General features: G+C 46.3%; 27 protein-coding genes. 16 read left to right on the plus strand and 11 right to left on the minus strand.

Features of this window, described 5'->3' with window-relative positions:
* Positions 1 to 2: 2 nt before the first annotated feature.
* The 8 genes from ABGT54_RS02890 (at position 3) to ABGT54_RS02925 (ending at position 8,562) form a co-directional block, all read left to right on the plus strand.
* Positions 3 to 281, plus strand: a complete 279-nt coding sequence (locus ABGT54_RS02890; RefSeq protein WP_346662755.1) for a hypothetical protein — start codon at positions 3 to 5, stop codon at positions 279 to 281.
* Positions 282 to 293: 12 nt separating this feature from the next.
* Positions 294 to 1,349, plus strand: a complete 1,056-nt coding sequence (locus ABGT54_RS02895) for an N-acetyltransferase (RefSeq protein WP_346662756.1) — start codon at positions 294 to 296, stop codon at positions 1,347 to 1,349.
* 38 nt (positions 1,350 to 1,387) lie between these two features.
* The gene (locus ABGT54_RS02900) at positions 1,388 to 2,062 is read left to right on the plus strand and encodes a 4Fe-4S double cluster binding domain-containing protein (protein WP_346662757.1); all 675 of its coding nucleotides are present in this window, start codon (positions 1,388 to 1,390) and stop codon (positions 2,060 to 2,062) included.
* Between the two features lie 56 nt (positions 2,063 to 2,118).
* A complete protein-coding gene (locus ABGT54_RS02905; RefSeq protein ID WP_346662758.1) occupies positions 2,119 to 2,898 on the plus strand; it encodes an SseB family protein in 780 nt (259 codons plus the stop codon).
* Between the two features lie 84 nt (positions 2,899 to 2,982).
* Positions 2,983 to 3,606 carry a sugar O-acetyltransferase gene (locus ABGT54_RS02910; RefSeq protein WP_346662759.1) on the plus strand — a complete coding sequence of 208 codons (624 nt, stop codon included), beginning with the start codon at positions 2,983 to 2,985 and terminating at the stop codon, positions 3,604 to 3,606.
* 25 nt (positions 3,607 to 3,631) lie between these two features.
* A complete protein-coding gene (locus ABGT54_RS02915; RefSeq protein WP_346662760.1) occupies positions 3,632 to 4,831 on the plus strand; it encodes a phosphopentomutase in 1,200 nt (399 codons plus the stop codon).
* Positions 4,832 to 4,978: 147 nt separating this feature from the next.
* A complete protein-coding gene (locus ABGT54_RS02920; protein ID WP_346662761.1) occupies positions 4,979 to 6,811 on the plus strand; it encodes an NAD(P)-binding protein in 1,833 nt (610 codons plus the stop codon).
* Positions 6,805 to 8,562 (plus strand): [FeFe] hydrogenase, group A, encoded by a 1,758-nt coding sequence (locus ABGT54_RS02925; RefSeq protein WP_346662762.1) that lies wholly within the window; start codon positions 6,805 to 6,807, stop codon positions 8,560 to 8,562. Before ABGT54_RS02920 ends, ABGT54_RS02925 begins: the two co-directional genes overlap by 7 nt.
* 78 nt (positions 8,563 to 8,640) lie before the next feature.
* Here ABGT54_RS02925 and ABGT54_RS02930 read toward each other — a convergent pair whose 3' ends face one another.
* The 4 genes from ABGT54_RS02930 to ABGT54_RS02945 are packed head-to-tail and all read right to left on the minus strand — an operon-like array spanning position 8,641 to position 13,884.
* On the minus strand, positions 8,641 to 10,836 hold the full coding sequence (locus tag ABGT54_RS02930; protein WP_346662763.1) for an alpha-galactosidase: 2,196 nt from the start codon (positions 10,834 to 10,836) through the stop codon (positions 8,641 to 8,643).
* A 31-nt stretch (positions 10,837 to 10,867) separates the two neighbouring features.
* Complete coding sequence (locus tag ABGT54_RS02935; protein ID WP_346662764.1) at positions 10,868 to 11,713, minus strand: carbohydrate ABC transporter permease; 846 nt, start codon at positions 11,711 to 11,713, stop codon at positions 10,868 to 10,870.
* Positions 11,713 to 12,579 (minus strand): sugar ABC transporter permease, encoded by an 867-nt coding sequence (locus ABGT54_RS02940; protein WP_346662765.1) that lies wholly within the window; start codon positions 12,577 to 12,579, stop codon positions 11,713 to 11,715. The genes ABGT54_RS02935 and ABGT54_RS02940 overlap by 1 nt, the downstream gene beginning before the upstream one ends.
* A gap of 18 nt (positions 12,580 to 12,597) precedes the next feature.
* Complete coding sequence (locus ABGT54_RS02945) at positions 12,598 to 13,884, minus strand: extracellular solute-binding protein (RefSeq protein ID WP_346662766.1); 1,287 nt, start codon at positions 13,882 to 13,884, stop codon at positions 12,598 to 12,600.
* 271 nt (positions 13,885 to 14,155) lie between these two features.
* Here ABGT54_RS02945 and ABGT54_RS02950 point away from each other — a divergent pair, with 271 nt between their 5' ends.
* The gene (locus ABGT54_RS02950; protein ID WP_346662767.1) at positions 14,156 to 15,007 is read left to right on the plus strand and encodes an AraC family transcriptional regulator; all 852 of its coding nucleotides are present in this window, start codon (positions 14,156 to 14,158) and stop codon (positions 15,005 to 15,007) included.
* 94 nt (positions 15,008 to 15,101) lie between these two features.
* Positions 15,102 to 15,419, plus strand: a complete 318-nt coding sequence (locus ABGT54_RS02955) for an ABC transporter substrate-binding protein (RefSeq protein WP_346662768.1) — start codon at positions 15,102 to 15,104, stop codon at positions 15,417 to 15,419.
* Here ABGT54_RS02955 and ABGT54_RS02960 read toward each other — a convergent pair.
* The 6 genes from ABGT54_RS02960 to ABGT54_RS02985 all read right to left on the minus strand — a co-directional run bounded on the left by ABGT54_RS02960 (position 15,414) and on the right by ABGT54_RS02985 (position 21,279).
* A complete protein-coding gene (locus ABGT54_RS02960; RefSeq protein WP_346662769.1) occupies positions 15,414 to 16,811 on the minus strand; it encodes a recombinase family protein in 1,398 nt (465 codons plus the stop codon). The genes ABGT54_RS02955 and ABGT54_RS02960 overlap by 6 nt on opposite strands.
* A gap of 195 nt (positions 16,812 to 17,006) precedes the next feature.
* Positions 17,007 to 18,062, minus strand: a complete 1,056-nt coding sequence (locus tag ABGT54_RS02965; protein WP_346662770.1) for an Abi family protein — start codon at positions 18,060 to 18,062, stop codon at positions 17,007 to 17,009.
* Positions 18,063 to 18,333: 271 nt separating this feature from the next.
* The gene (locus tag ABGT54_RS02970) at positions 18,334 to 19,182 is read right to left on the minus strand and encodes a hypothetical protein (protein ID WP_346662771.1); all 849 of its coding nucleotides are present in this window, start codon (positions 19,180 to 19,182) and stop codon (positions 18,334 to 18,336) included.
* Positions 19,183 to 19,254: 72 nt separating this feature from the next.
* A complete protein-coding gene (locus ABGT54_RS02975) occupies positions 19,255 to 20,142 on the minus strand; it encodes a hypothetical protein (protein WP_346662772.1) in 888 nt (295 codons plus the stop codon).
* A gap of 50 nt (positions 20,143 to 20,192) precedes the next feature.
* A complete protein-coding gene (locus ABGT54_RS02980; RefSeq protein ID WP_346662773.1) occupies positions 20,193 to 20,930 on the minus strand; it encodes an ImmA/IrrE family metallo-endopeptidase in 738 nt (245 codons plus the stop codon).
* A 16-nt stretch (positions 20,931 to 20,946) separates the two neighbouring features.
* Positions 20,947 to 21,279 carry a helix-turn-helix transcriptional regulator gene (locus ABGT54_RS02985; RefSeq protein ID WP_346662774.1) on the minus strand — a complete coding sequence of 111 codons (333 nt, stop codon included), beginning with the start codon at positions 21,277 to 21,279 and terminating at the stop codon, positions 20,947 to 20,949.
* A gap of 165 nt (positions 21,280 to 21,444) precedes the next feature.
* Between ABGT54_RS02985 and ABGT54_RS02990 the strand changes: the two genes are divergently transcribed.
* Complete coding sequence (locus ABGT54_RS02990; RefSeq protein WP_346662775.1) at positions 21,445 to 21,672, plus strand: helix-turn-helix transcriptional regulator; 228 nt, start codon at positions 21,445 to 21,447, stop codon at positions 21,670 to 21,672.
* A 197-nt stretch (positions 21,673 to 21,869) separates the two neighbouring features.
* Here ABGT54_RS02990 and ABGT54_RS02995 read toward each other — a convergent pair whose 3' ends face one another.
* Positions 21,870 to 22,193, minus strand: a complete 324-nt coding sequence (locus ABGT54_RS02995) for a hypothetical protein (protein WP_346662776.1) — start codon at positions 22,191 to 22,193, stop codon at positions 21,870 to 21,872.
* A gap of 358 nt (positions 22,194 to 22,551) precedes the next feature.
* Between ABGT54_RS02995 and ABGT54_RS03000 the strand changes: the two genes are divergently transcribed.
* From ABGT54_RS03000 to ABGT54_RS03020, 5 genes are all read left to right on the plus strand, one after another.
* Positions 22,552 to 22,749 carry a hypothetical protein gene (locus tag ABGT54_RS03000; protein ID WP_346662777.1) on the plus strand — a complete coding sequence of 66 codons (198 nt, stop codon included), beginning with the start codon at positions 22,552 to 22,554 and terminating at the stop codon, positions 22,747 to 22,749.
* A gap of 85 nt (positions 22,750 to 22,834) precedes the next feature.
* Positions 22,835 to 23,065 carry a PC4/YdbC family ssDNA-binding protein gene (locus ABGT54_RS03005; RefSeq protein WP_346662778.1) on the plus strand — a complete coding sequence of 77 codons (231 nt, stop codon included), beginning with the start codon at positions 22,835 to 22,837 and terminating at the stop codon, positions 23,063 to 23,065.
* A gap of 13 nt (positions 23,066 to 23,078) precedes the next feature.
* The gene (locus ABGT54_RS03010; protein ID WP_346662779.1) at positions 23,079 to 23,417 is read left to right on the plus strand and encodes a hypothetical protein; all 339 of its coding nucleotides are present in this window, start codon (positions 23,079 to 23,081) and stop codon (positions 23,415 to 23,417) included.
* 26 nt (positions 23,418 to 23,443) lie between these two features.
* Positions 23,444 to 24,334, plus strand: a complete 891-nt coding sequence (locus ABGT54_RS03015; protein ID WP_346662780.1) for a hypothetical protein — start codon at positions 23,444 to 23,446, stop codon at positions 24,332 to 24,334.
* Positions 24,303 to 25,052: a PD-(D/E)XK nuclease-like domain-containing protein gene (locus tag ABGT54_RS03020; protein ID WP_346662781.1), complete on the plus strand. Its 750-nt coding sequence runs from the start codon at positions 24,303 to 24,305 to the stop codon at positions 25,050 to 25,052. The genes ABGT54_RS03015 and ABGT54_RS03020 overlap by 32 nt, the downstream gene beginning before the upstream one ends.
* The last annotated feature ends 3 nt before the right edge of the window (positions 25,053 to 25,055 follow it).

Raw genomic sequence — 25,055 nt, forward strand, 5'->3', positions numbered from 1 at the left:
AGATGGCAGGATGTGAATATCGCTGTCATTCCTGGATTTTGGATCCGCAGTTAAAGAACATGCTGCCGGAGGGCTCGAATATCCGGAAGTTTCAGGAGCGATTTGAAATCTATGATCCGGGAGAACCGGGACGTGATTTCCTGGAATGGCTCTTTCAATGCCAGGATGTCCCGGAGACAGAGTATAGGAATCTGCCGGAGAAAACATCCCTGCAAAGGAACGTAAAACAGCATATCCTGGCGGGCGGAAAGATATATATTGCCTGCGGGAGATTAAAGTAAGAAGGTGTGCGAATGAAAAAAGAGAAAAACTGCCGGATCAGAGCCATGACAGCAGAAGATCTTGATTCGGTAGCGAAAATCTGGCTGGATACCAATGTGGAAGTCCATTCCTTTATTCCGTCAGAGTATTGGAAGGAAAATCTTGCTCTGGTAAAAGGAATGTTTTTACAGGCTGAGATGTATGTCTATGAGGAAAACGGAGAAATTCTGGGATTTATTGGACTGGATCAAAGCTATATCGCAGGGATCTTTGTAAAAAGCCAGTACAGATCTTTGGGAATCGGCAAAGCTCTGCTGGATTTTGTGAAAGAACAGAATGAAGAGCTGACACTTCATGTCTACCAGAAAAATGAAAAAGCAGTTCATTTTTATAAGCGAGAAGGATTTCGGATTCAGCGGAAAATGACAGATAAAGATACCAGAGAAGAAGAGTATCTATTGGAGTGGTCAAAAGGATCAGGAGTGGAAGATCATGCACAGATTCTGCTTCGTACCGCTAACCTTTCGGATGCACCACGCCTTCTGGAAATCTATGCTCCTTATGTGACGGATACCGCCATTACATTTGAATATGACGTGCCTGCAGTGGAAGAATTTCGGGAAAGGATGGAAAGAACCCTGGAAAAATATCCTTACATTGTGGCTGTCAGAGACGGTCGGATCATTGGTTATGCCTATGCGTCTGCCTTTGCAGAGCGCGCTGCATATGGATGGTCCGTGGAATTGTCCATCTATGTGGATATGAAGGAACGCCACAGCGGAGCCGGGAGAAAGCTTTACGACGCACTGGAAGCGATCCTGAAGGAGATGCACATTCTGAATGTGAATGCCTGCATTGCCTGCCCGAAGGAAGAAGATGAGTATCTGGACCGGAACAGCGTGCAGTTCCATGAACATATGGGATTTCGCCTGGCAGGTGAGTTCCATGACAGCGGTTATAAGTTTGGACGCTGGTATAACATGGTCTGGATGGAAAAAATGATCGGGGAACATACGGATCAGCCCCTGCCGGTTCTGATATTTTCACAGGTGAAAGATAAAGTTACAGGAAGAATTCTGGCAGAATAGGATCAGGAGCATAAGTATAGAAGGAAGGGAGAAAAAGCATGGGCCTTACAGAAGCATTAAAACAGGTGTTATATGAGCAGGGGGCAGACCTGGCAGGAGCCGGTGAAATGACAGGCATCGGGAACTGCGGGTATCCGGTGGGAGTCGCGGTGGCGGTTGCCCTTCCGAAAAAAGTGGTCCGCGATCTGAAAGATGGACCGACGGTGGAATATTATCATTTGTACGATGAATTAAACCAGAAATTAAATCAGATCGTCCTGGCGGGAGAGGCGTTTTTAAAAGAACGGGGATTTCAGGCTTACGCACAGACCACAGACCGGGTAAAGGTAAATGACGACTATGTCTCGCCGGTTCCCCACAAGACCGTGGCGGCAAGAGCAGGCCTTGGCTGGATCGGGAAGAATTGTCTGCTGGTCACGCCGGAGTACGGACCGGCAGTCAGGATCTCTTCTTTATTCACAGATGCTCCCCTGGAAACGGAGGAGCCCTACACAAAGTCCAGGTGCGGGAAGTGTACAGCGTGTGTTCAGAACTGTCCGGCAGGAGCGTTAAGAGGAACCTTGTGGGAGGCCGGAATGACAAGAAATGAGATCGTAGACGTAAAAAGCTGTTATGAAAAACAGCTGGAGATTATGTATGCACGGACCGGGATCCGCACAGATCTTTGCGGGAAGTGTTTTGCAGTGTGCCGGTATACCCGAACACAGGATTGAACATCCTGTCCGGCCGTGGTAAGATGAAGACAGTATGAGGAAAGGACATAACATACATGAAAGCTGATAAGAAAGAGACTTTAAACAAACTGAGAACATCACAGAATCTTTACCTGGTATTTTCTCTGTGTTCCCGGATGCCGTTTGTCTATTGCGATCCGGAAACCTTTGATGATCAGGTGCTCTTATATTTTGATAAGGAGACGGCGGAGAAAGAGATCCAGACATTGTCGGATGCAGGGGAACGGGTTCAGCTCATCGAGATGACCAATCCGATGTTCCTTCCATTTTATACCGGGCTGTTCCCTATGGGAGTGAATGCCTTGCTGGTAGATGGAGGAACAGAAGGGGAAATCCGGATACAGCTTACGGAACTGGTGCGTAGGAAGGAGGAGAAGGATCTTCCGGAAGGACAGAAACGGATTGAAAATCCGCAAATGCACCTGACTGCGCTTTATTTTGTCCAGGAGTTCCGGAAAAAGGACGGCGGACAGATGACAGACAAATTGAAAGAGTTGAATGATGAGATGCTGGCACATTTTAAAGAAGGGCATTATATTATTGCAATGCATGAAAAAGAAGGGCTTCCGATCCTGAAACAGAAGGACGGAAGAGCATACCAGCCAGTGTTTACTGATTTCGCGGAATTTCGTAAATTTGACAGAGAAAAGAAGTTTCGGGCGTCTGTGATCGAAGCATCAAAGATCCCCAATATTATTCTGGACGGGGTGTCCGGTGTGGCGGTGAATCCCCTGGGGGTAAATATTGTGTTGAATATCCAGAAAGGATCTTCCGGGAAAAAGGCAGAAGCGCCTAAAGAAGAATCTGCAGAATAAGTGCAGGTGATGAATCCATGGGAGGGATCTATCACAGGAATTTGCGGGGAAATGTTTCTGGCAGGCAAGGAGGGACGGGCATAGATGAGGAAAACATTTACACCTGAAGAAGAACGCCGGAGGATGCAGGAGGGGAAACTTTATCTTCCCACGGATCCGGATCTGCTGGCGGAGCAGGAAATCTGTCTGGAAAAACTTTATGATTATAATCACACCAGGCCGTCCCAGGGCGCGGAACGACAAAGACTGTTACAGGAAATGTTCGCAGAGATTGGAGAGGGCGTTTACCTGGAGCCGCCGCTACGGGCAAACTGGGCAGGACGTCATGTTCATCTTGGGAAAAACATATATGCCAATTTCAATCTGACGCTGGTGGATGACGGAGAAATCTATATTGGAGACTATACGATGATCGGCCCCAATGTGACGATCGCCACAGCGGGACATCCCGTTTTACCGGAACTTCGGGAAGAGGCATATCAGTTTAATATACCGGTACATATCGGAAGAAATGTATGGATCGGCGCCGGAGTGATTATCCTTCCGGGCGTGACGGTGGGCGATAACACAGTGATCGGAGCCGGAAGCGTCGTGACAAAAGACGTTTCGTCAGATGTAGTGGCAGTGGGAAATCCCTGCAGGGTATTAAGACCCATCGGTGAAAAAGACAGGAATTACTATTATAAAGATCAGAAGATTGATCTGTAAGGATGAAAAAAGGAGATGTTCGCCAATGGCAAAACGTGTATTTTTGATCGTGCTGGACAGTGTAGGGGCAGGGGCTGCGCCGGATGCTGACAGATTCGGTGACAGCGGATGCGATACACTGGGCACCTGTGTCAGAAGCGGGAAACTGCAAGTCCCCACACTGGCTGAACTCGGCCTTTACCAGATAGAGGGGACTTCTTTTCAAAAACCGAAGGAAGAAAGTATCGGATGTTATATGAAACTTCAGGAACAATCGGCCGGAAAAGACACCACGGTGGGACACTGGGAGATTGCAGGCGTAATCTCTCCAAAGCCGCTGCCTGTTTATCCGGATGGATTTCCAGAGGAGGTCATCCGGGAGTTTGAAAAAGAGACCGGCAGGGGAGTGCTTTGCAACCGCCCTTATTCCGGTACGGAAGTCATCCGCGATTATGGAAGGGAACATCTTAAGACCGGGAAGCTGATCGTGTATACATCAGCGGACAGTGTTTTTCAGATCGCGGCTCATGAAGAAAAGGTTCCCCTGGAAGAACTTTATGCGGACTGCCGGATCGCCAGAAAGATCCTGACAGGAGATCATGGCGTGGGGCGGGTGATCGCCAGACCTTTTGTGGGAGAATATCCTGATTTTACGCGGACAGTAAACCGCCATGATTTTTCCGTGGAGCCTCCGAAGGAAACGATTCTGGATGCACTGAAACAGGCAGGAAAGTCTGTGATCGGCGTAGGGAAGATCTATGACATTTTTGCCGGACGCGGGATCACGGAGACATTTCCCAATAAAGGAAATACCCGGAATATGGAGCAGACGCTGGAACTGATGGACAAAGAGTTTGAAGGCCTTTGCTTTGTAAATCTTGTGGATTTTGATATGATCTACGGGCACCGCAACGACATTGACGGATATGTGAAGGCGTTGAACGAGGTGGATCCGAAGATCCGGCAGCTGATGGGAAAGATGCGCCGGGAAGATGTGCTGATCCTTACGGCGGATCATGGGTGCGATCCCGGATTTCCGGGAACAGATCATACCAGGGAATATGTACCCTGCCTGTGTTTCGGAGAACATTTGAAAAAGGGTCTGGATCTGGGGATCCGTTCTGGCTTTTCTGACATTGCTGCCACTATTGCAGACATTTTTGACATAGATTTTCAGGGGGATGGCAAAAGCTTTTGGTCAGATATTACAGAAAATGTTGACGATTCCTACAGGTATCTGTTATAATTTCCTAAGAACAATGAAAACAGACCGGGTATTTTTATCAATTATGTGATTAATACAGGGCGTAGGCTTTTTAAGGCCTGCGTCCTGTGTTGGTTAGAGAGGTTTGTCAATGATTTGTCATAAGAGAATGAAAAGGAGTGAAAGCGTATGAGCAGATTGGAAATCGATTTGCCGAAAAGAGCGGAAGTCGTGATGGAAGGTCTCTATAAGGATCTGGAACGAAGAATCGAATCCAGCCCTCCGGGGTTATGTCCAGTGGATATGGCCCGTGCGTTCCTGGAGCTCTGCCATGCCCAGACCTGTGGGAAATGCGTACCCTGCAGGATTGGTCTTGGCCAGCTGAATCAGTTTATCAAGGATGTGCTGGATGGAAATGCTACTATGGAAACCCTGGATGTGATGGAGCAGACAGCAAAGTCCATTATGGAATCCGCAGACTGCGCCATTGGTTATGAGGCTGCAAGGATGGTATATAAAGGACTGATCGGTTATCGGGATGATTATGTAGAGCATATTCAGAATGGCCGCTGTACCTGTGCTTACAGCCAGCCGGTACCCTGCGTGTCTTTATGTCCGGCACATGTGGATATTCCGGGATATGTGGCGCTGGTGGGCGCAGGCAGATATGCAGATGCGATCCGTCTGATCCGCAAGGACAATCCGTTCCCCACTACCTGCGGCTTTATCTGCGAGCATCCCTGTGAAGCAAGGTGCCGCCGGAATATGGTGGACGATTCTGTGAATATCCGCGGCTTGAAGCGGATGGCGGCAGATTATGCAGGCGAGGTGGATCCGCCGGCATGCGCGCCGTCTACAGGTAAGAAGATCGCAGTGCTCGGCGGAGGACCGGGAGGACTTAGCGCGGCGTATTATCTGCAGCTGATGGGGCATCAGACTACGGTATATGAGATGCTTCCGGAACTGGGCGGAATGTTAAGATATGGTATTCCGAACTACCGGCTGCCCAAGGATCGTCTGGATGATGACATCAACGCGATCCTGAAGACAGGCGTGGAAGTAAAATACGGATTAAAGATCGGACAGGATATTTCGATCCAGGAACTGAGAGATCAGTATGACGCGGTACTGATCACCATCGGAGCCAGCACGGATAAAAAGCTGGGGCTGGAAGGGGAAGATGCGGACGGCATCCTTTCTGCGGTACAGTTCCTGCGTAATGTAGGAAAGAAACAGATCATGGATCTTTCCGGTAAGCATGTGGCAGTTATCGGAGGCGGAAACGTTTCCATGGATGCGGTACGTACGGCTAAGAGACTGGGTGCGGAGAAAGTTAGCATCGTATACCGCAGAAGAGTGGCGGATATGACGGCCCTGCCTGCGGAGATCGAAGGTGCGGTGGCAGAAGGTATTGAACTTCAGACACTGAAGGCCCCGGCATCCCTGGATGTAGATGAGAATCATCACATCAGAGGTATTTATGTGACGCCGCAGATGGTCAGCGCCATCAAGGATGGTCGGGCGAGCATCCGGCCCACCGGAGAAAAGGATATTTACATACCATGCGACGTACTGATCGTGGCGATCGGGCAGAATATTGAGACCAAACACTTTGAAGAGGCCGGCATCCCGGTAGCCCGCGGCAAGATCGTAACCCAGAGCTCAGGCACCTTTGAGAACATGCCGGGTGTATTTGCAGGCGGCGACTGTGCCAGCGGACCGGCGTCCGTGATCAAGGCGATCGCGGCAGCCAAGGTTGTGGCGGCAAATATTGATGAATACCTGGGATATCATCACCAGATTTCCTGTGATGTGGAGATCCCGGAGGCAAGTCTTCATGATCGCACACCTTGCGGAAGAGTGAACCTTACTGAGCGCGAAGCCTGTGAAAGAGTCTGTGATTTCGATGGTGTGGAAAACTGCATGACAGAAAAAGAAGCAAAGCAGGAGGCGTCCAGATGTCTGCGCTGTGATCACTTTGGATTCGGAATATTTAAAGGAGGCAGAGAAACATTATGGTAAATCTTACAATAGATGGAAAGCAAATATCTGTAGAAGAAAACACCACCATTATGGAAGCTGCCAAACAAAATGGCATTCCGATCCCGAAGCTTTGTTATCTGAAAGGGATCAATGAGATCGCAGCCTGTCGTGTGTGCGTGGTAGAAGTAGAGGGAAATGACAGACTGATCACTTCCTGCAACAACGTGGCCCGGGAAGGCATGGTGATCCATACCAACAGCCCCAGAGTGCGTCGCGACAGGAAGACCAATGTGGAACTGATCCTGTCCCAGCATGACTGTCAGTGTGTGACCTGTGCAAGAAGCGGAAACTGCAGTCTCCAGACAATAGCCAATGACTTGAATATTATTGACATTCCTTTTAAAAAAGAGCCTAAAAAGATGCCCTGGAATAAAGACTTCCCGCTGATCCGGGATTCATCCAAATGTATCCAGTGCATGCGCTGTATCCAGATCTGTGAGAAAGTACAGGGACTTGGCGTATGGGATGTAGAGGGCACCGGTTCCAGAACCAGTGTGAATGTGGCCGGCCATAAGACGATCGAGGAAGCAAATTGTGCGCTCTGCGGCCAGTGTATCACCCACTGTCCGGTAGGCGCTTTAAGAGAGAGAGATGATACAGAACAGGTATGGGAAGCCATTGAGGATCCGGAAAAGATCGTAGTAGCACAGGTGGCGCCTGCGGTGCGTACCGCATGGGCAGAACAGCTGGGACTGACTCCGGATGAGGCTCCGGTAGGAAAGATCCTGGATGCCTTAAAGAAGATGGGAGCTGACTATGTATTTGATACCACCTTCTCTGCGGACCTGACGATCATGGAAGAGGCCAATGAATTCGTGCAGCGTTTTGTTGCAGGCGAGTTTAAAGAGCGTCCCATGTTTACTTCCTGCTGTCCGGGCTGGCTTCGGTTTATCAAGTCTCAGTATCCGCATCTGGTAAAGCAGCTGTCTACGGCAAAATCGCCGCAGCAGATGTTTGGAGCGGTGATGAAGACCTACTTTGCAGATAAGCTTGGGGTTGCGCCGGAGAAGATCTATACGCTGTCCATCATGCCCTGCGTGGCAAAGAAGGGCGAGCGTGAGATGGAGATGTTTTATGAAGAATACGCGGGCCATGATATTGACGCGGTACTGACGACCAGAGAACTGGCGAAAATGATCCGTTCCGCTCATATCAGTCCGGAGACACTGGAAGATATCGAAAGTGACCGACCGATGCAGGAAGGCACCGGCGCAGGCGTGATCTTTGGAGCGACCGGAGGCGTAATGGAAGCAGCGCTTCGTACAGCTTACTATATCCTGAAAAAGGAAAATCCTCCGGCAGATGCCTTTAAGATGGTCAGAAGCCCTGGATTCCAGGAAAACCACGGGGTTATGGAAGCAGAACTTGCTATTGATGATATTACTGTACGGATCGCTGTAGTCAGCGGACTTGGAAATACCAGGAGACTGCTGGATATGATCGAGCGCGGCGAAGTGCACTATGATTTCGTAGAAGTGATGGCCTGTCCCGGAGGCTGCGTTGGCGGCGGCGGACAGCCAATCCACGACGGCGAAGAGTGGGCCTTTGACCGGGGCAAAAAGCTGTACTGCCTGGATGAAAATGCAGATCTTCGGTTCTCTCATGAGAATCCGGATATCAATCAGTTATATGCGGAATATTTTGGAGAGCCCAATTCTCATAAAGCGCATATGCTTCTGCATACCGATCATCTGGAAGCTATGGCAAAGACCGGTATTGGATATAAATAACAGTTAGAAATCAGAGCAGGAAAGAAGGGCGTTCCCCATGACAGGGGAGCGCCCTTTTCGCATCATATATTTTCTATTTTATGCCTGTGTTTTCCTGATGTAAATGCGGAAGCTTTCGTATTCTTCTGTTGCCTTTGGAAGCGGAATGCCCGTGTTCATCAGAACGTCTCCCGGATATTCTTTCCCGTCAATTTCATAGGTGCTCTCCGGATCCAGTCCGCGAAGCCTGGTCCAGCATCCGGGTCCATTGGGACGGATCTGTAATGCTACGATACAAAGGAGCGCCTCACTCCTGTCCTCAGCGGCAAACTGCCAGCAGTGATAGTCCTTGGTTTTCAGAGGATCTGTCAGGCGGTAATAGTTGCCATACTGGATCAGGTCATAGTATTTTTTGAATTCAAAGATCTGAGCTTTTACCACTTCTTTTTCCACCGGTGTCATGTGGTTGACATCCAGTTCATACCCAAAGGTGCCGGACATGGCCACGGTTGCCCGTGTATTGATGGGGGTGTAGCGGCCGGTCTGTTCGTTGGGACACTGGGACACATGAGATCCTACGGCAGAGATCGGATAGCAGAAGGAGGATCCATACTGGATCGACAGACGTTCAATGGCATCTGTATTGTCACTGGCCCAGATCTGGGGCGAATAGTACAGCATGCCGGCGTCAAAGCGTCCGCCTCCTCCGCAGCAGCCTTCGATCAGCATGTCCGGATAGCGTCTGCCCAGTTTGTCCAGCATATCATAAAGGCCGAGAATATACCGGTGTGTGACTTCTCCCTGCTGATCTGCAGGCAGAAGAGCACTGTAAATATCGGTAATACTGCGGTTAAAATCCCATTTCAGGTATTCAATCTTTGCAGAGTCCAGAACCTGGCACATCTGGCCGAAGATATAGTCACGCACATCCTGTCTGGAGAAATCCAGAACTAACTGATACCGGGACCGGGTGGGAGCTTTCCCGGGAATCTGCAGCGCCCAGTCAGGATGGGCCCGGTAAAGGTCGCTGTCCTCGCTGATGCCTTCCGGCTCAAACCAGATGCCAAACTGCATGCCGAGTGCATGGATCTGGTCGGAAAGTTCTCCCAGCGTACAGCCAAGTTTTTTCTCATTTACGACCCAGTCGCCCAGGCCGGATACATCTTTATCCCGCTTGCCGAACCAGCCGTCGTCCATGACAAAGAGTTCAATGCCCATGGAAGCGGCGTCCCTTGCCATCTGAACCAGTTTTTCTCCGTTAAAATCAAAGTATACACCTTCCCAGCTGTTTAAGAGCACCGGTCTGCGGGCCTTTTTAAATTTCCCTCTGCACAGGTTGTTGCGGAAGGCTCTGTGGAAAATATGGGAGAGATGTTCCAGTCCCTCTCCGGAGTAGGCCATGGCTACTTCCGGAGAACAGAAGATTTCTCCCGGTTCCAGGCGGTAGTTGAAATTGCCGGGGTTGATGCCAAGAAGAAGCCGGGTCTGATTATAGGTATCAAATTCGGCGCTCCCCAGGAAATCTCCGCTGTACAGGAAAGAGAAGCCATAGCAGTTTCCAAAGGTTTCCGTGGTTCTCTTATCGGAAAGGATCAGGAAAGGATTGTACTGATGGCTGGACATTCCGCGGGTACTCCCGACAGATTGTACTCCGTGATGGATCGGAGCGCGCTGGTAATTGCGCTCCTTGATGTGGCGCCCGTAAAAGGTGTGCAGATCAAATTCTCCGTGCAGATAGTCGACACAGGTACTTTGCACATTTTCCAGAAAAACAGGTTCGTCACTGTGGTTTTCAATGCGGACAGACCGGGTAATGAGATCCAGGTCTTCCATGACTCCATAGTATAAATGCACATAAAAGGTTTTCCGGGTGTCCTCCAGAGTGATCACCAGAGTGTCGGCCTTGTTTTCTTCCATCTGGTAGATGGCCGGAAGTCCGGGGATGCTGTATTTCCCCTCCAGGACCTCATAACCCACATAGCGCAGCTCGCAGGAAGTGGTGCCGTCCGGATAGCGCACTTTCAGAGCGCTTCCCCGGTAATCGCCGCTTCCATAGGTGGGATACTCCTGTGGAAGAGCGTCCAGAGAATAGGTGCGCTCGTCGTCCACATCATAAGGGTTGCCGGAGAACCCGCGGTCCGCATAAGTGATCAGATAAGAGTAATCAAACACGGATCCCTTTTCGCCAAACAAGGTATGGAGTAATACTCCATACCTGTCTGCTTTCATCTGGTACATACTATGGTTTGTCTGTAATGTAAATACACGATTTTTAGTGTCAAGTAAGATTGCCATAAGTTTGCCCTCGTTTCAATGTTGATTCTGGTTATTTGACTGCACCGTTTACAACACCGTTCAGAATCTGTTTCTGGCAGATCACATAGAAGATCAGGATCGGGATCAGCGCCAGCAGATAAGAGGCAAATGCCAGGTTGTAGTTGGTACCGAACTGTGTCTGGAAATTCAGCTGTGCCAGAGGCAGTGTGTTCTGTCCGGTACCGGCCATAATGATCAGCGGCGTCATTACGTCGTTCCATACGGCCAGTGCAGTGATGATCGCAACTGTCGCATGCATGGGCTTCATGATCGGGAAGATGATCTTCCAGTAGGTGCGCCATGTGGAGGCTCCGTCTACCTCGGCGGCTTCTTCCAGCGCGATCGGAATATTGACCAGGTATCCGGAGTACAACAGTACGTTCATCGGCATATAGAATACCACATAAAGGATGATTACGCCAGCCCAATTTGCAAGTCCCATCTCAGCGGTCTGTTTTGCCAGAGGCATCATTAGGATCGCGAACGGAACAAACATGCCGCTTACGATAAATAAGTATACGAATTTGTAAAATTTACTGTGCGCCCGGTTTCTTCCGATGGCATATCCCATCAGGGAATGGATCAGTACGGAGAGAACTACGGTTACTACAGTGATCAGGATACTGTTAGTCAGGGAGCGCCAGAAATCTGTCACTTCCATGGCCTGTGAGAAATTGCTTAAACTGAAGCTTGCCGGAAGTGAGAGGATACCGGAAATGCTGTTTGTCATTTCGGACGGCTGCTTAAACGCAATTACAACAGCCATGTATAATGGAAAAACTACAGTGCTTAATCCCAGGATCAATAAGATCACAACAGTCCAGTTGGTCTGATTTCCAATTCTTGCTTTTTTCATTATAACTGCTCCTCCTTCCTGCTGGATATGGTCATCTGTGCGCCGGAAAGTACGACGATCACGATGAAGAAGATGACGGCGTTAGCGCTCTGGAATCCGAACTGTCCGCCTGACATACCATTGTTGTAGATCAGGTAGGAGATGGATTCGGTACTCTGTGCAGGACCGCCTTTTGTCATGGCCATGATCTGGTCGAATACCATCAGGAAGTTCTTGACACACAGAACCATGTTGATGGTAAAGAACGGGATGATCAGAGGGAAGGTTAGGTGGCGGAAGCGCTTCCATCCGGTGGCGCCGTCCAGGTCGCCTGCTTCGTACACATCTTCCGGTACGGTCTGAAGGCCTGAGATATAGATGATCGTGTTCATGGCAACTGCCTGCCAGCAGCAGACGATCACGATAGCGAACCATGCCAGGTTTTCATTGGAAAGCATACTCTGGCTTAAGGTCGGGCTTCCGATCATCTCGCCCAGCGCCGGGATGATGTAGGTAAACAGATACTGGAAAATGTAACCTACAACCAGCGCGCCCAGAACATTCGGCAGGAAATATGCCGCGCGGAAAAAGCTTTTTGCACGGATCTTGCCGTTCAGGCCAAGGGCCAGGATCAGGCTGATCACGTTGGTCAGAACTGTGGCGCAGATGGCCAGCTTAAAGGTAAACAGGTAAGAACCGCCAACGCGGGAATCACCAAACAGGTCAATATAGTTACGGAGGCCTACCCAGTCGTAGGAACCAAAACCTCTGAAGTTTGTGAAACTGTAGATCACACCATGGATCAGAGGGATGGTGTTAAAACATACGAACAATGCCAGGATCGGTATTGTGATCAACAGATACGTCCGTTTTTTATCATTTTTCATTCTATCCCCACTCCTTTCCTACTCGGCACTGCCGTTTTCTTCTTCATATTCCTGTACAGTACGGATGATGTCGCGGTTGTAACGCTGCCAGTCTGTATCGAATCTGGACAGGAACTGTTCGATGTCGCCATTTACCACATAAGTCTGCAGGATCGCGTCAACAGCCATCTCAGACGGATAGTAGTGATCCTGGTAGTCGGTCATGTTGCCGGATTCGATGTACTCGCTCATGCCGTCCAGCATGGAACCCAGCTGATAGTCTCCTTCCTTGCAGGAGATTGCGTTCTGGTCGTCAATGTATGCCTGGATGTTGTCATCTTCATACAGGAAGTCCAGAACCTCGTAAGCAGCCTCTTTGTTTTCGCAGGCAGCGGTAACTGAGAATCCAAGGTCAATACCGGAGTTCAGAGTATTTCCGTCAGAGCTGTCGCTTGCGGGCATGACGAAGGAATCAATGTTCATGTCCGGATTTACGGACTGGATCTGAGGAACCGCATAACTTCCGATGGGGTACATGGCAGATTCTCCGTTGGCAAAAGAGGTACATGCGTCATTGTAGCCATAGGCCAGCGGATCGTCCGGACCGTAATCCATCAGCTGGAGATATTTCTCAGCGGCTTCACGGTAAGCATCTGTAAAAGTAGCTTCGCCTCTGTTGACCTGTTTGCAGATGTCAGCAGGAGCCAGATCTACGGCAATCGCATTCCAGGGAGCCAGACAGGTCCAGGTATCACGGAAGCCGAAGTAGAAGGGAAGGATCCCTTCGGACTGGATCTCTTCACACAGAGAGATCAGCTCATCCCAGTTTGTGGGGATTTCCCAGCCGTGTTCTTCGAACATATCCTTATTATAGAGAATACCGGCGGCGTTCGCCATGTAGGGAGCAATGTATGTACCGTCGGTAGGTACAAATTCCAGGGCCTCTGCGATATCAAGATAGGATTCTTTGATATTGCTCATGCCGTCCCAGTCAGACAGATCGGCCAGGATCTCGGCATCCACATAATAAGAGTAGTTGATGTCGCCGCCGATACCGATGATATCCGGATAATCTTCGCGGATGAACCGGGTCTTCATGATGGTGGACGCATCATTGGGAGAATCAATGGTCAGATGAATATCATCGTGGGTCTCATTGAATTCTTTTTCCAGTACGTCAAAGTAGTCGGTCGCTTCCATTTTGTACTGTATGATCTCGATCTCGGTCTTCCCGTCAGCAGAGGAATCGCTGCCACATCCGGCGACAGCGGCCATACTGAGAAGGAGCGTCAATACAAGAAATACAGCGGTCACTTTCTTTTTCATTCCACACCTCTCCTTTTTGGTTTGTGCAATATACAGATTGCACGAAGATTATGCTGTAAGCTATTTAGAATTATAGCATTTTAACGAATAGGGGTAAATGTATTTATGAGTCTGAATATTACCCAAATGCGTTATTTACAGCAAATAGTTGAAGTGTAGACGCATTTTGGTATATAATTGTAAAAGAAGAAGAAAGTTTATGAAAAATATATAAAAAACATGGTTAGAAATTAGTAAAAAACACAATATAAAAACGGAGAGAAGGTGCAAGATGGGGGATACGAAATTTTCCATTTTCCGGGATGAACATTTCATCGATCTGACGATCATACAGTATGGGTATGAAAAGTGCAGTCCGCTGCACGCATTCGGTCCTTATGTCAGAAATAATTATTTATTTCATTATATTATTTCCGGCAAGGGGAAACTGCGCGCCAATGATGAAAAGGATAATATGCAGGAATTTCAGCTGCAGGGTGGATCCGGGTTTATCATCGAGCCCGGATATGTGAACACCTATATGGCGGACGAGCAGGATCCATGGACCTATATGTGGGTGGAGTTTAGCGGCCTGAGGGCAAAAGAATGCATCGAGTCTGCCGGGATTTCCTATAAACATCCGGTGTATCTGCCGGATACCAAAGAGCATGGAGAGGAACTGGAACAGGAGATCAGACAGCTGGTCTATGGGGAAAATACGTCTTCCATGGAAATGATCGGACGGCTGTATCTTCTGATGGATAAGTTGATCCGTTATTCCAGTACCCGGAAAAAGCGGCAGGAAGGGAAGCTTCGGGAATTTTATTCCAAAGAGGCGATTACTTATATTGCCAATCATTATGCGGAAAATATTACGGTAGAGGAACTGGCCAGACACTGTCAGCTGGAGAGAAGTTATTTTGGAAAGATTTTTAAAATGGTGATCGGCCAGTCCCCGCAGGACTTTCTGGCCCATTACCGGATGGCGAGGGCCGTAGATTTCCTGACCACTTCAGACCGGCAGATCAGTGATATCGCTGCAATGGTGGGGTATCCCAATGCGCTGCATTTTTCCCGGGCGTTTAAGCAGATTTATGGAATATCGCCCCGGGAATACCGGCAGATTCACCGGATTGTTTCCTAGACGTCACAGCTTCTTCTCATGATGAATATATTAGTTTTGAATCTATTTTTTGCCGGCAGAGGATATGCCGGCAGAAGTCATGAGGAGGACGATTATGGAAAAGTGGATGAAGAAGCGTCTAATGGGAGCGGGCCTGGCGCTGATGCTGCTTTGCGGGATCCTGGCCGGGTGTTCCGGCACGGGAGAAGAAGACGAAAAGGGGGAAGAGAAGAACCTGGGATCTTCGGTCGGGGAGGCCGACGAAGAAACCGGAAAGGAACTGACAGAAGTTACCTTAAATGAAGTTGCACATTCTATTTTTTATGCGCCGATGTATGTGGCGGTAGAAGAAGGGTACTTTGAAGAAGAAGGGATCGCGCTGGATCTGGTATGCGGATTTGGGGTTCGCAGGTTAGGCCAAGACATTCTATAAAAAATCCACGCAGTCTACGGTATAATCTTCCTTCAGATGGATTTCATGGATGGTAGATCTCCAGAAGGCCTGACGGTTTTCTGGAGATAGTTTTTGATAGATGCTCTTGAAATCCTCCTGCAGGAGATTTTCCAGATAGGTGAAATCTTTCTTTTGTTCCGGCGCCTGGCTGGCCTGCAGGAGTTCTTTCAATTCATTTTCAATCCGGTCATATTCGGCGCTGTAGTAATCCCAGTCGATCCGGCCCTTCTGAAACAGAAGATTCAACCGTTCCAGCTCATGCTGCAGCTTTTCCGGAGTGCGGGTATCCCGTTCCTTTACCTTCTTTTCCCGGATCTGTTCACAGCGGATCCGGAATCCCTGGTATTCCTCTTCCAGATGATCCAACAGATATTGTTCAATCAGATTTTGGCTGACCTTGTGAGTGTTTGAGCAGATCCGGTCGATCAAGGCCCGGTTGCAACGGTAATAACAGTATGTGCGCTTTTCCCTTGTCTTTCGGTTGACGATGGAGGAGCAGCCGGTTCCGGCCAGTTTCTGACCGCAGACGGGACAGCGGATCATGCCAGAGAAAAGGTAGATCCGTCCGGAAGGAGTATGTTTGATATTCTTCCGGCTAATCTTCTGGATCCTGGCCCATCGTTCTTCTGACACGTAAGCAGGGCAGTAGGGGATTCCCCGGTAGGTTCCCTTGTAGAACTCGCTGGACAGCATGGTCCGCAGTACGCTGTAGGAAAAATCCGGATCATAATGCTTTTGAATATACTTGAGAGTTCCCTGTTTGCTCTGGTGCTGTTCAAAGTAATCATAGAAGGCATTGACCATTTCTTCTTCTTCCGGATCTTTCACCATGCATTTCTGGCCATTTACAATCCCGACCTTGTAGCCTCTTGGCATGTTGGTATCGCCGAAGATCACCTTCCCCTGGCGGATGGATGCTTCATTGACGAATTTGATACGCTCTGATGTGGTGTCCACTTCATTCTGGCCGATGGACAGGACTACGTTCAGCTGCAGGCGTCCGTCCCGGGTCTCCATGTTGATGCCTGGCTCTGATGCCGAGATCCAACGGACTCCGCAGGAATCCAGGATGTCCTGGACTTTGTAGAAGTCAGACATATTCCGGAACCACCGGTCAAGCCGCCAGAAGAGGATCACATCGATTTTCCCGGCTTTTACGTCTTCCAGAAGGGCATGGATTGCTTTACGCTTTTTCAATTCTTTCCGGGCCGTTTTGCCTTCGTCTGCGTAAACGCCGACCACAGTCATACCGTGGTCATTTGCATAGCTTGCTAGGTAATCCTTCTGTGCCTGCAGGGACTTGCCGTGCATGAGCTGCTCCGCTGTAGATACGCGGATGTAAATCGCACAGCGCAGGATTTTATTTGGCATAAGATCATCTCCCTTTTGTATTATATTGAAAAACAGGTACAAAAATAACAGCCAGCCGGAACGGGTGTTCCGCTTGCGCTGTTTCCAGGAAGATGATAGAATGATTTTTGAGGGAGCCGTATTGATTACGGCTGCGAGGCTCTTCCTGGAGTCTTGTACATAGCCGCTCGGTATTGGTAGTGCCGGGCGGTTTGTCTATTTACAACATCTTTTGCAAGGAATGTAATTTTGCGCTTTTGCTTCCTCCAATTCTAAGGGGGTAGCATCTTTTATACCACTACAATATGGATTTAAATGATATTTGTTGCTTGAATTTGTTATATATACAAAAGTTTGTGGTACAATATTGATATTTAATATTTGTCCAAGATATGTTACGTCTTGTGGGAATTTGGTACAATGTCTATTCACTTCTTCGTTTAGAGTACTATTTAAGTGATAGAATGGGTTTTTATACTTAAATAGACCTAATATAAATAGAAGTTGGCTAAAACCGGATATCGTTATTTCATGTTCCGATTTAAAAATTTCATTAGTTCGGAGAGAACTTTCGCATACATAATTATATGTTCGCCCACCATGAGCTGCTAGATTTCGATATTCCATACATATAAATAAAGAGTCCATCATTAATTTTCTAGCAGAATCATAATCGAGCTGTAAATCCTTTAGATTATATATTTTATCAATTATTTCATTCTTTTGAGATGTTTTAAACTGATCAATGTAATTTACCAATGTACTAAAATATATGCTTTTAAATAATATCCAAGGAGGAACGACACCGTGTTCAGTTTGATAGTGGCATATAGGATTTTTATCAGTATCCAAAGCCTTCTTCATAGTTTCCATTATGCCAGCCAAAGTAAAGCGGTATTTCCTTTTCCGTTTATTGCTATAATTTCTAAAATTTAAGTAATCATCTGGATGAGTGCCAAAAGAATGGGCTACAACATCTGCAGCAGCTTCCTTTATGTGTTCTTCCAGATCTATCATTGCAGCCATGACAGAATTCCTTAAATTTTTATCTAACAGGTATAACGAAACTAATTGGTTAAAAGATACGCCGGAACGATATACTTTCTTCCCATCAACGATAATTATGTATGGATCACGATAGCTTTTGATTAAATTTGAGTATCCGTATAAATTGAGCGCATCTTTAGCCATAGCTTCATCTTCTATTAGTAAGTTTTGTGATTTTAATTTTTCAATTTGTTCAGATAGAGAAGTATAAGCTATTTCATCCATTTTCTTATGTACCTCCAATAGCAAAAAGAGCCTTGGAACACTATTCCAAGACTCTTTTGCGACCGCACAGCAGTCATTCACTAATTGCAATTAGTATTATATCCATATGCAAAAGTCTTGTCAAGTATTCACAAAAAATATTTGTATTTTCAACTAAAAAATGATATACTAGGAAAGCTGTGTAAATAAACAGTTGTTTGTATAATTCGGTCCGGTGTTGGCGCGCCGGGCCGGTTTTTCATGTTTAGATTTATAATTGTATTATCTTTGGTTATTGTACTTCAATTAACTTATCTGTTATTTTTTGTGTTAAGTCCGTTTGTTGTGTTGCTGTTAGCTTAGAAGAAGTACGTATAATGACAGTCCCAACGACAGTATGAGAACCAGGATCGAGAAAGCCGGCTCCATCAAATGCAGACAGATAAGTGTTTCGACTTTCTGCATCTTCAGTAGAAGCATATACTTCAACACATCCGCCGCCCTCTGTTCCTTTTTCGACAATATCACTTCCATAAACGGCATTTTGATCAATGGCAGAACTTGAGAAATAAACAGCGGCTGTATAACCACCTTGTTTGTTTAGATTGCCATTAGGATCATGATCTTCGGTAACTGCTTGATAACCAGTAACTCCATCAATGTCCTGTAACCTTTGAATAATAAAATCCTGTGAAGGATTTGTAACTTGTTTAAGCTGGGTGATACTGATTTCCAATGCTTCCTGCTTGGCAGTGATATCGGAAATCGTATCCGAATAGTCTAAGGGTTTGAGCAGTTCGTTTGTTGCATTAATGATATCCTCTGTTTTATCAGGGATATCTGGAACATCTCGCATTTCTGCTGTAGCATCTGCAATGGCAGTGGTTAAAGCATCTGTTGTAGCGGAATCATACGGTGGTTCTCCAGAGTCAAGAATAGACTGTGCATCTGCAATGGTATTTTCAAGTTCTGTATTTTGCTCGGTTACCGCCGCCGCTGCGTCATTAAAATCTTCAACAGCTATATCATGAGGCCTTTTAAATTGGAAATACCAGATGCAAACACCGATGAGCGCAATTACACAAACTAAGGCTAAGATAATCCATTTTTTTGTTTTCCTCTTTGACGTTGTTTCTTCCATACCCTTTTCCTCTCTTTCGCATCCTTACACTGAGAAACCTATATAATCGCCTGGGCGGTTATAACTTAATGATTATTTCTTGTTTTGAATAACATCATAATGGGATGATATAGCTTGATGCCCTTTTTCAGTTACGTGATTATCATTATCCAGATATCCATTTTCCTGTAAGAACAGTTTTTCCTTTTTAAAATCAATTCCAAACTCATATTCAAAGTAGACAGGTATTCTTTTCCTATGTATCTTGTCTATCCAATAAAGCATGTATACGTGACCAGGGAGTAGCCCATCTGAAAACCGCGTCATCATAGACTTTGGTATAAGTGTGGATTCCCCGAACATATCTACCTGTTTTAGCCAATCAGTGTTTAATTCTCTGTCTTGAGAAATGAAAGGCTTTTCTGGGTAATGCCTATAATATTTTTTATATATCCGTTCTTTATAAGCATCACTGGCTTCGATACGCTGCATTTTATCAATTTTGTCAGCATCAATTTTATTTCTATTTTTTTCTGCTGTACGAGGTGCATTTGAAAACAAATTGTTATAGTGTTCTACACATTGATCTGGCATGCACTCATTGTAGGAGGATAAGGTTTCGACAAATTTGTTGAATCTGTTTTCCTTTCCTTTTTCGGTTTTCAGTTTATCAGCTTTTTGACAGGTGTCAGCCCACATTCTGTCGATGAAAGAATTGATTATCTCGACCCTTTTTTCATACGCTTTCATCTGCTCGTATTTATGGATGATATTATCGCCTTTTACTTTTACTTTATGCGATGCTTGTGCCTCAGCCAATATAGCGAGCTTTTCCATATATAGATCATACCTACTGAAAAATGTTTCGGGATTGACAGTGTTTTCCATTAATTCTGCACAGTCATTTACTATGTCCAAATCCCTTTGAAGAGCTACAAGATCGATTGGTTTTGTTCGTTTGAATAAATTTAATAATCCCATAGTATTTCCTCATTTCTACCTTACATTGAGAAATAAATTCTGGAGTTATATTAAACATCGTATAACCATTTTTCTTCCATAGCCCGGAGGCGTTGTCTGTCTTCTGGGAAATCCCTAAAATAATCGGTGCAATTTATATTAGAAAAAATCCGGTCAACCGATGGAATTTCGCATATATGACAGTGGCTATCGTAGGAGTTATATAAAATTTTTCCACAAAAGTCACATCTTTTTTTACTCCACACGAAACAGTTCTGATCCGAGTTATAGAACTGAGCATACATGGCTTTATCAAGAATAGTCATTTTATGAGTTACAACTTTTCTGCGCCATTTTCTATAATCTACATAGGCATTGTCAGCAGCCTCAAAAGACATACCGAATAATTTTGATACGTCATTTGCATTTTTGCACTGCGCATAGTGTATGGCCATTCTCGGGGCCAGAATGTTACTGGCAAATGCATTGGCCTCTTTTTCATTCTGATCAGAAGGGTATGTGTGCTCTAAAACATGATGTCCAAGTTCGTGCATTAGAGAAAATCTTATACGTCCTTCTGGCCTATCCGTATTATATGCTACGATTTTGGATGCTCCAGAGCGAAAAGCATCTTCTGAATAATCCAGACACAAGGCATACAACTCCGAATTCTTCTGTTGAAGTTCCCTATAAGTGAAAAGACGATATCCATAATGAATAAGCAATTCTTCACAGTTAATAGGAAAGGAATGTACATTACACTCATGAAACACTTTGATGGTAGTTGTGACTATTCTATTGATATCCAAAAAAATCAGTCCTCTGCTAATCTATTTCGGACAAAAGTTTGATCAATCTCATTTTTTGCTCTGTCGAGAAGTCCTTCCCGTTACGAGCAATAAGCTGTTCTACCTCTTCATATGATGGTTCAAAATTGCTTTGTATGACCGTGGTTTTTGTGGAGGAACCAAGTAAATAGTTCATATCAACATTAAAAAAGTCAGCAATCTTTTCTAGAGTTTCAAAATCTGGTTCCCTATTGCCATTTTCGTACATACTAACAGCGCTACGCGAAAGTCCGAGGGCTTCAGCCAAACCATCTTGAGTGTATCCAGCTTTTATTCGTAAATTTTTAAATACATTTTTGAAGTCTCCCATTTCGCACCTCCGTATTCATATCATAACACGATACGTGAATAAAGTAAATGAAAAATGACACATAACGTGAAAAATCTATATAAAAACTATTGACACGCTATGTGTAGTATGGTATAACATCTTTAGACACGAAATGTGACGAATAAATTATAGGAGGTGTACAATTTGAACAAAAATGCAATAGCTAATAGATTGGTCGAACTCCGTGGTAACCGTTCGCAGGAAGAAGTTGCAAAAGCTGTAAACATCAGCACTTCCGCGCTTTCCATGTACGAAAACGGAAGTAGAGTACCACGAGACGAAATCAAAATCAGATTAGCTGCTTTTTATGGCAAGTCAGTTCAGTATATTTTTTTTAATAAAAATGACACGAATCGTGACGAAGCCACATAAACCAAACATTTGTTCGATGAAATTACTATAGCATTTCCAGCGTAGGAAATCAACTGGTAATTCAGACAGCGGAAAGAAAGGAGAGTGATGATATGAAGAAAAATAAAAAGGAAAAGAAACCGTCAAGAATAACGGTTTCGGATGTAGGACTTATAACGTCGATTATTTCGCTTCTTTTTGTACTTTCGGGCATCTTTTTAGAATAAGCCAAGACGTCCGCTAAGTTCAAGAAGGAAAGCAAGGAGAGCTATTATTACAGAAATCCAACCTTTGATGTCAGCCTTTTTAGATGTTTTGACAGCAATATCAGCTTGGGTTTTGGCAGAATCAGCGATTTTTTCTACTGCTTTTACCTGTCGCTTTAATGGCTTAGATACTGTCTTTTTTAAGTCATCAATTTTTTCAGAAATGACTTCATCAGGAAAGATGACATCATCCGGGATATCATCGGGATAAAAATAATCATGCGTATGATTGTAGGAATCCTCGTGGATTCGATCAAGTTCATCAGAAATGCTCATAATCTATCTCCTTCGCAATACTCGGCATGCCAATGCCTGTAAGGAGATTATACCAGATACCGGCAACCCGGACAATCCGTAAGGAATACATATTAGAGAGGTGGTGCATGTGAACCCAGATATGAACAAGATCATACAGGTGCTGCTTTCCCTGATCGCGGAACAGGAGGGCGCAGAGATAACCTACCAGCTAGAGAAAACCGCTTGAAGCGGTTGAAAGGAGGGACAAGCATGTGGAAGGAAGAACTGAAGGAGCTCCTGTTGTACGGCCTGATCGGCGCGGTGATGGGGGCAGGATGTATATTGTTGCTGATCCATTACTGTTATATGCGGACAGCGTGAGAGGAGGTGGTGAGAAGTGAAAGAGATCGCAACATTGAAGTCAGACAGCGAGTTTAAAGAGTTTCTGGAAGGATTCCGCAAGGATGCAGATCTGGAAAGCCTCAAAAGCTACACATCAAAAAGATGCCAGTTGGTTGACAAGATCTGTATGCTGGATCCGGATAGCGTATTCAGCGTCCGGCAGCTGAAAGAGATCTTCGATCTGGCAAAATGAAAAGCGCGCCCACATGAGGCGGCAACCTCGGGCGCACTAGTAACTAATCAACTTTATTGTAAGCGATAGAAAGGAAAATGTAAAGGTGGCACAGACACAATTTGAAATCATAAAGCATTTACACAGTTTCCCTGTGGTGGAAGGGATGAAGTATCAGAAAGAGATCAACCTGGTTTCCTGGTACGGAAAGGAACCCAAATACGACATCCGGGGATGGAGTGAAGAGCAGGGCTGCAGGAAGCCTGGGCGCGGGATCTCGTTATCGGAAGAGGAGTTCCGGGAGCTGATCAGCATCGGAGAAGATCTTTTGTATTGAGAGGTGACGGGACATGTACATAGGAATCGGCCCGGAAGAGGGCAGAAGAGTCTATGAAAAGGATGCCTTCGGGTACGCCTGCCAGGAGATCCTTTATGGTACACCGGAGGAGCAGAAGGTATTCATGGATCTGGTGAAAGACTGCAGTGACATCAAGGAACTTGCTAAAGAAGTAGTGGACTGGTTCTATTCCGGGAACTGGTACCACAACGGATCGGATGAAAAGGAAACGGTCTATATTATCCGGTTCTCTGATAAGCGGATGCGTGCATTCCACGGGACCTACCTGCAAGCCGTGGAAAGTGCCCGGGAAGAGGCAACCGAGCAAGGGCTTGGATTTGTGGTGAATTAAAGGATAAGGAAGGAGAAAAAGCAGAAATGAATGAAGTAATGATGCAACAGAGCGGCGAACTGATGGGCCGCAATACACAGACAGAAATGATGATCAGTCGGCAGGCACAGGAAGTGCAGGCGGCCATGGTCATTGCAAAGAAGTTTCCCCGGGATGAGGTGGACAGCTTCAACCGGATCCTGCGGTCCTGTCAGAGAAGATCTCTTGCAGAGAGCGCCATGTATGAATACCCCAGAGGTGGAACAAAGGTGACAGGACCATCTATCCGTCTGGCCGAGGCCATGGCGCAGAACTGGGGAAATCTGGATTTTGGGATCACGGAGCTTGAGCAGCGAAATGGAGAGTCTCAGGTGATGGCCTATGCCTGGGATCTGGAAACGAACACACGGCAGGTGAAAATCTTTAGTGTTCCGCATATGCGGAGTACAAAGAAAGGGAATGTCCCGCTTACGGACCCAAGGGATATCTATGAGATGGTGGCCAACCAGGGCGCAAGAAGGCTGAGATCCTGCATCCTGGGAATTATTCCGGGTGATGTGGTAGATGCTGCGGTGGCAGAGTGTCAGAAAACATTAATAACCGGAAACACAGAGCCTCTGATCGACCGTGTTCGGAAAGGGATCAAGATGTTTGAGGACAAGTTTTCCGTTACTCAGGAAATGATCGAAAAATATATCGGATGCAAAAGCGAGGCTTTCAGCGAAAATGACATGCTCCGGTTAAATAACGTGTATCGATCCCTGAAGGATGGTATGGCGAAGAGGGAAGATTTCTTTGAGGTTCCGGCGCCGGATTCCGATAAGGCAGACCCAGAGATCCAGGATCCCTTTGCGAAACAGCAGAAAACCGAGGAAAAGAAATCCGGAAAGAGAGGCGTAAAGAAGGATGCAGAAGAAACTGGAACTGGATCAGAATAATTACTATTCCCCGGAAGCGAATCAGCAGTATTTTTCTGTATCGCAGTATAAAGACTTCATGCAGTGTGAGGCTATGGCCTTGGCGAAAATCCGGGGAGAGTACAAGCCGGAAATGACCAGGGCCATGCTGACAGGATCTTTTGTGGATTCTTACTTTGAAGGAACACTGAATCAGTTCATGAAAGATCATCCGGCAGTCTTTACAAGAAAGCAGGAGCTGCGTAGCGAGTTCCGGAAGGCAAACGAGATCATAGCCCGGATTCGGTCAGATGAATTGTTTATGAAGTTTATGTCTGGTGAAAAACAGCGGATCATGACTTTTGATCTCTTCGGTGTTCCGTGGAAGATGAAGATGGACAGTTATCTTCCGGGAATCTGCATTACCGATCTGAAAGTAGTATCCCGGTTCAAATCTCTTCCTTTTTGGAGGTATGACCTGCAGGGCGCGGTATATAAGGCAGGGGTGCTTATGAATACAGACGAACTTCTTCCGTTCTATCTTGCCGTGGCTACGAAGGAGCGGACGATTGACCTGGACATCTTTCAGATACCGGATTCCACCATTGATATGGCCCTGTCAGAGATAGAACGGAACATCCAGCATTATGCCGCTGTTAAATATGGACTTGTCCCGCCGGCGTATTGTGGGAAATGCGATTACTGTAAAAGCATCAAGGCTGCCAGGATCCGGAATTACAATGAATTGTTGGAGGTATAGAGA

Origin of the sequence: uncultured Merdimonas sp. (assembly GCF_963929015.1) — a bacterium.
Taxonomy (GTDB): domain Bacteria; phylum Bacillota; class Clostridia; order Lachnospirales; family Lachnospiraceae; genus Merdimonas.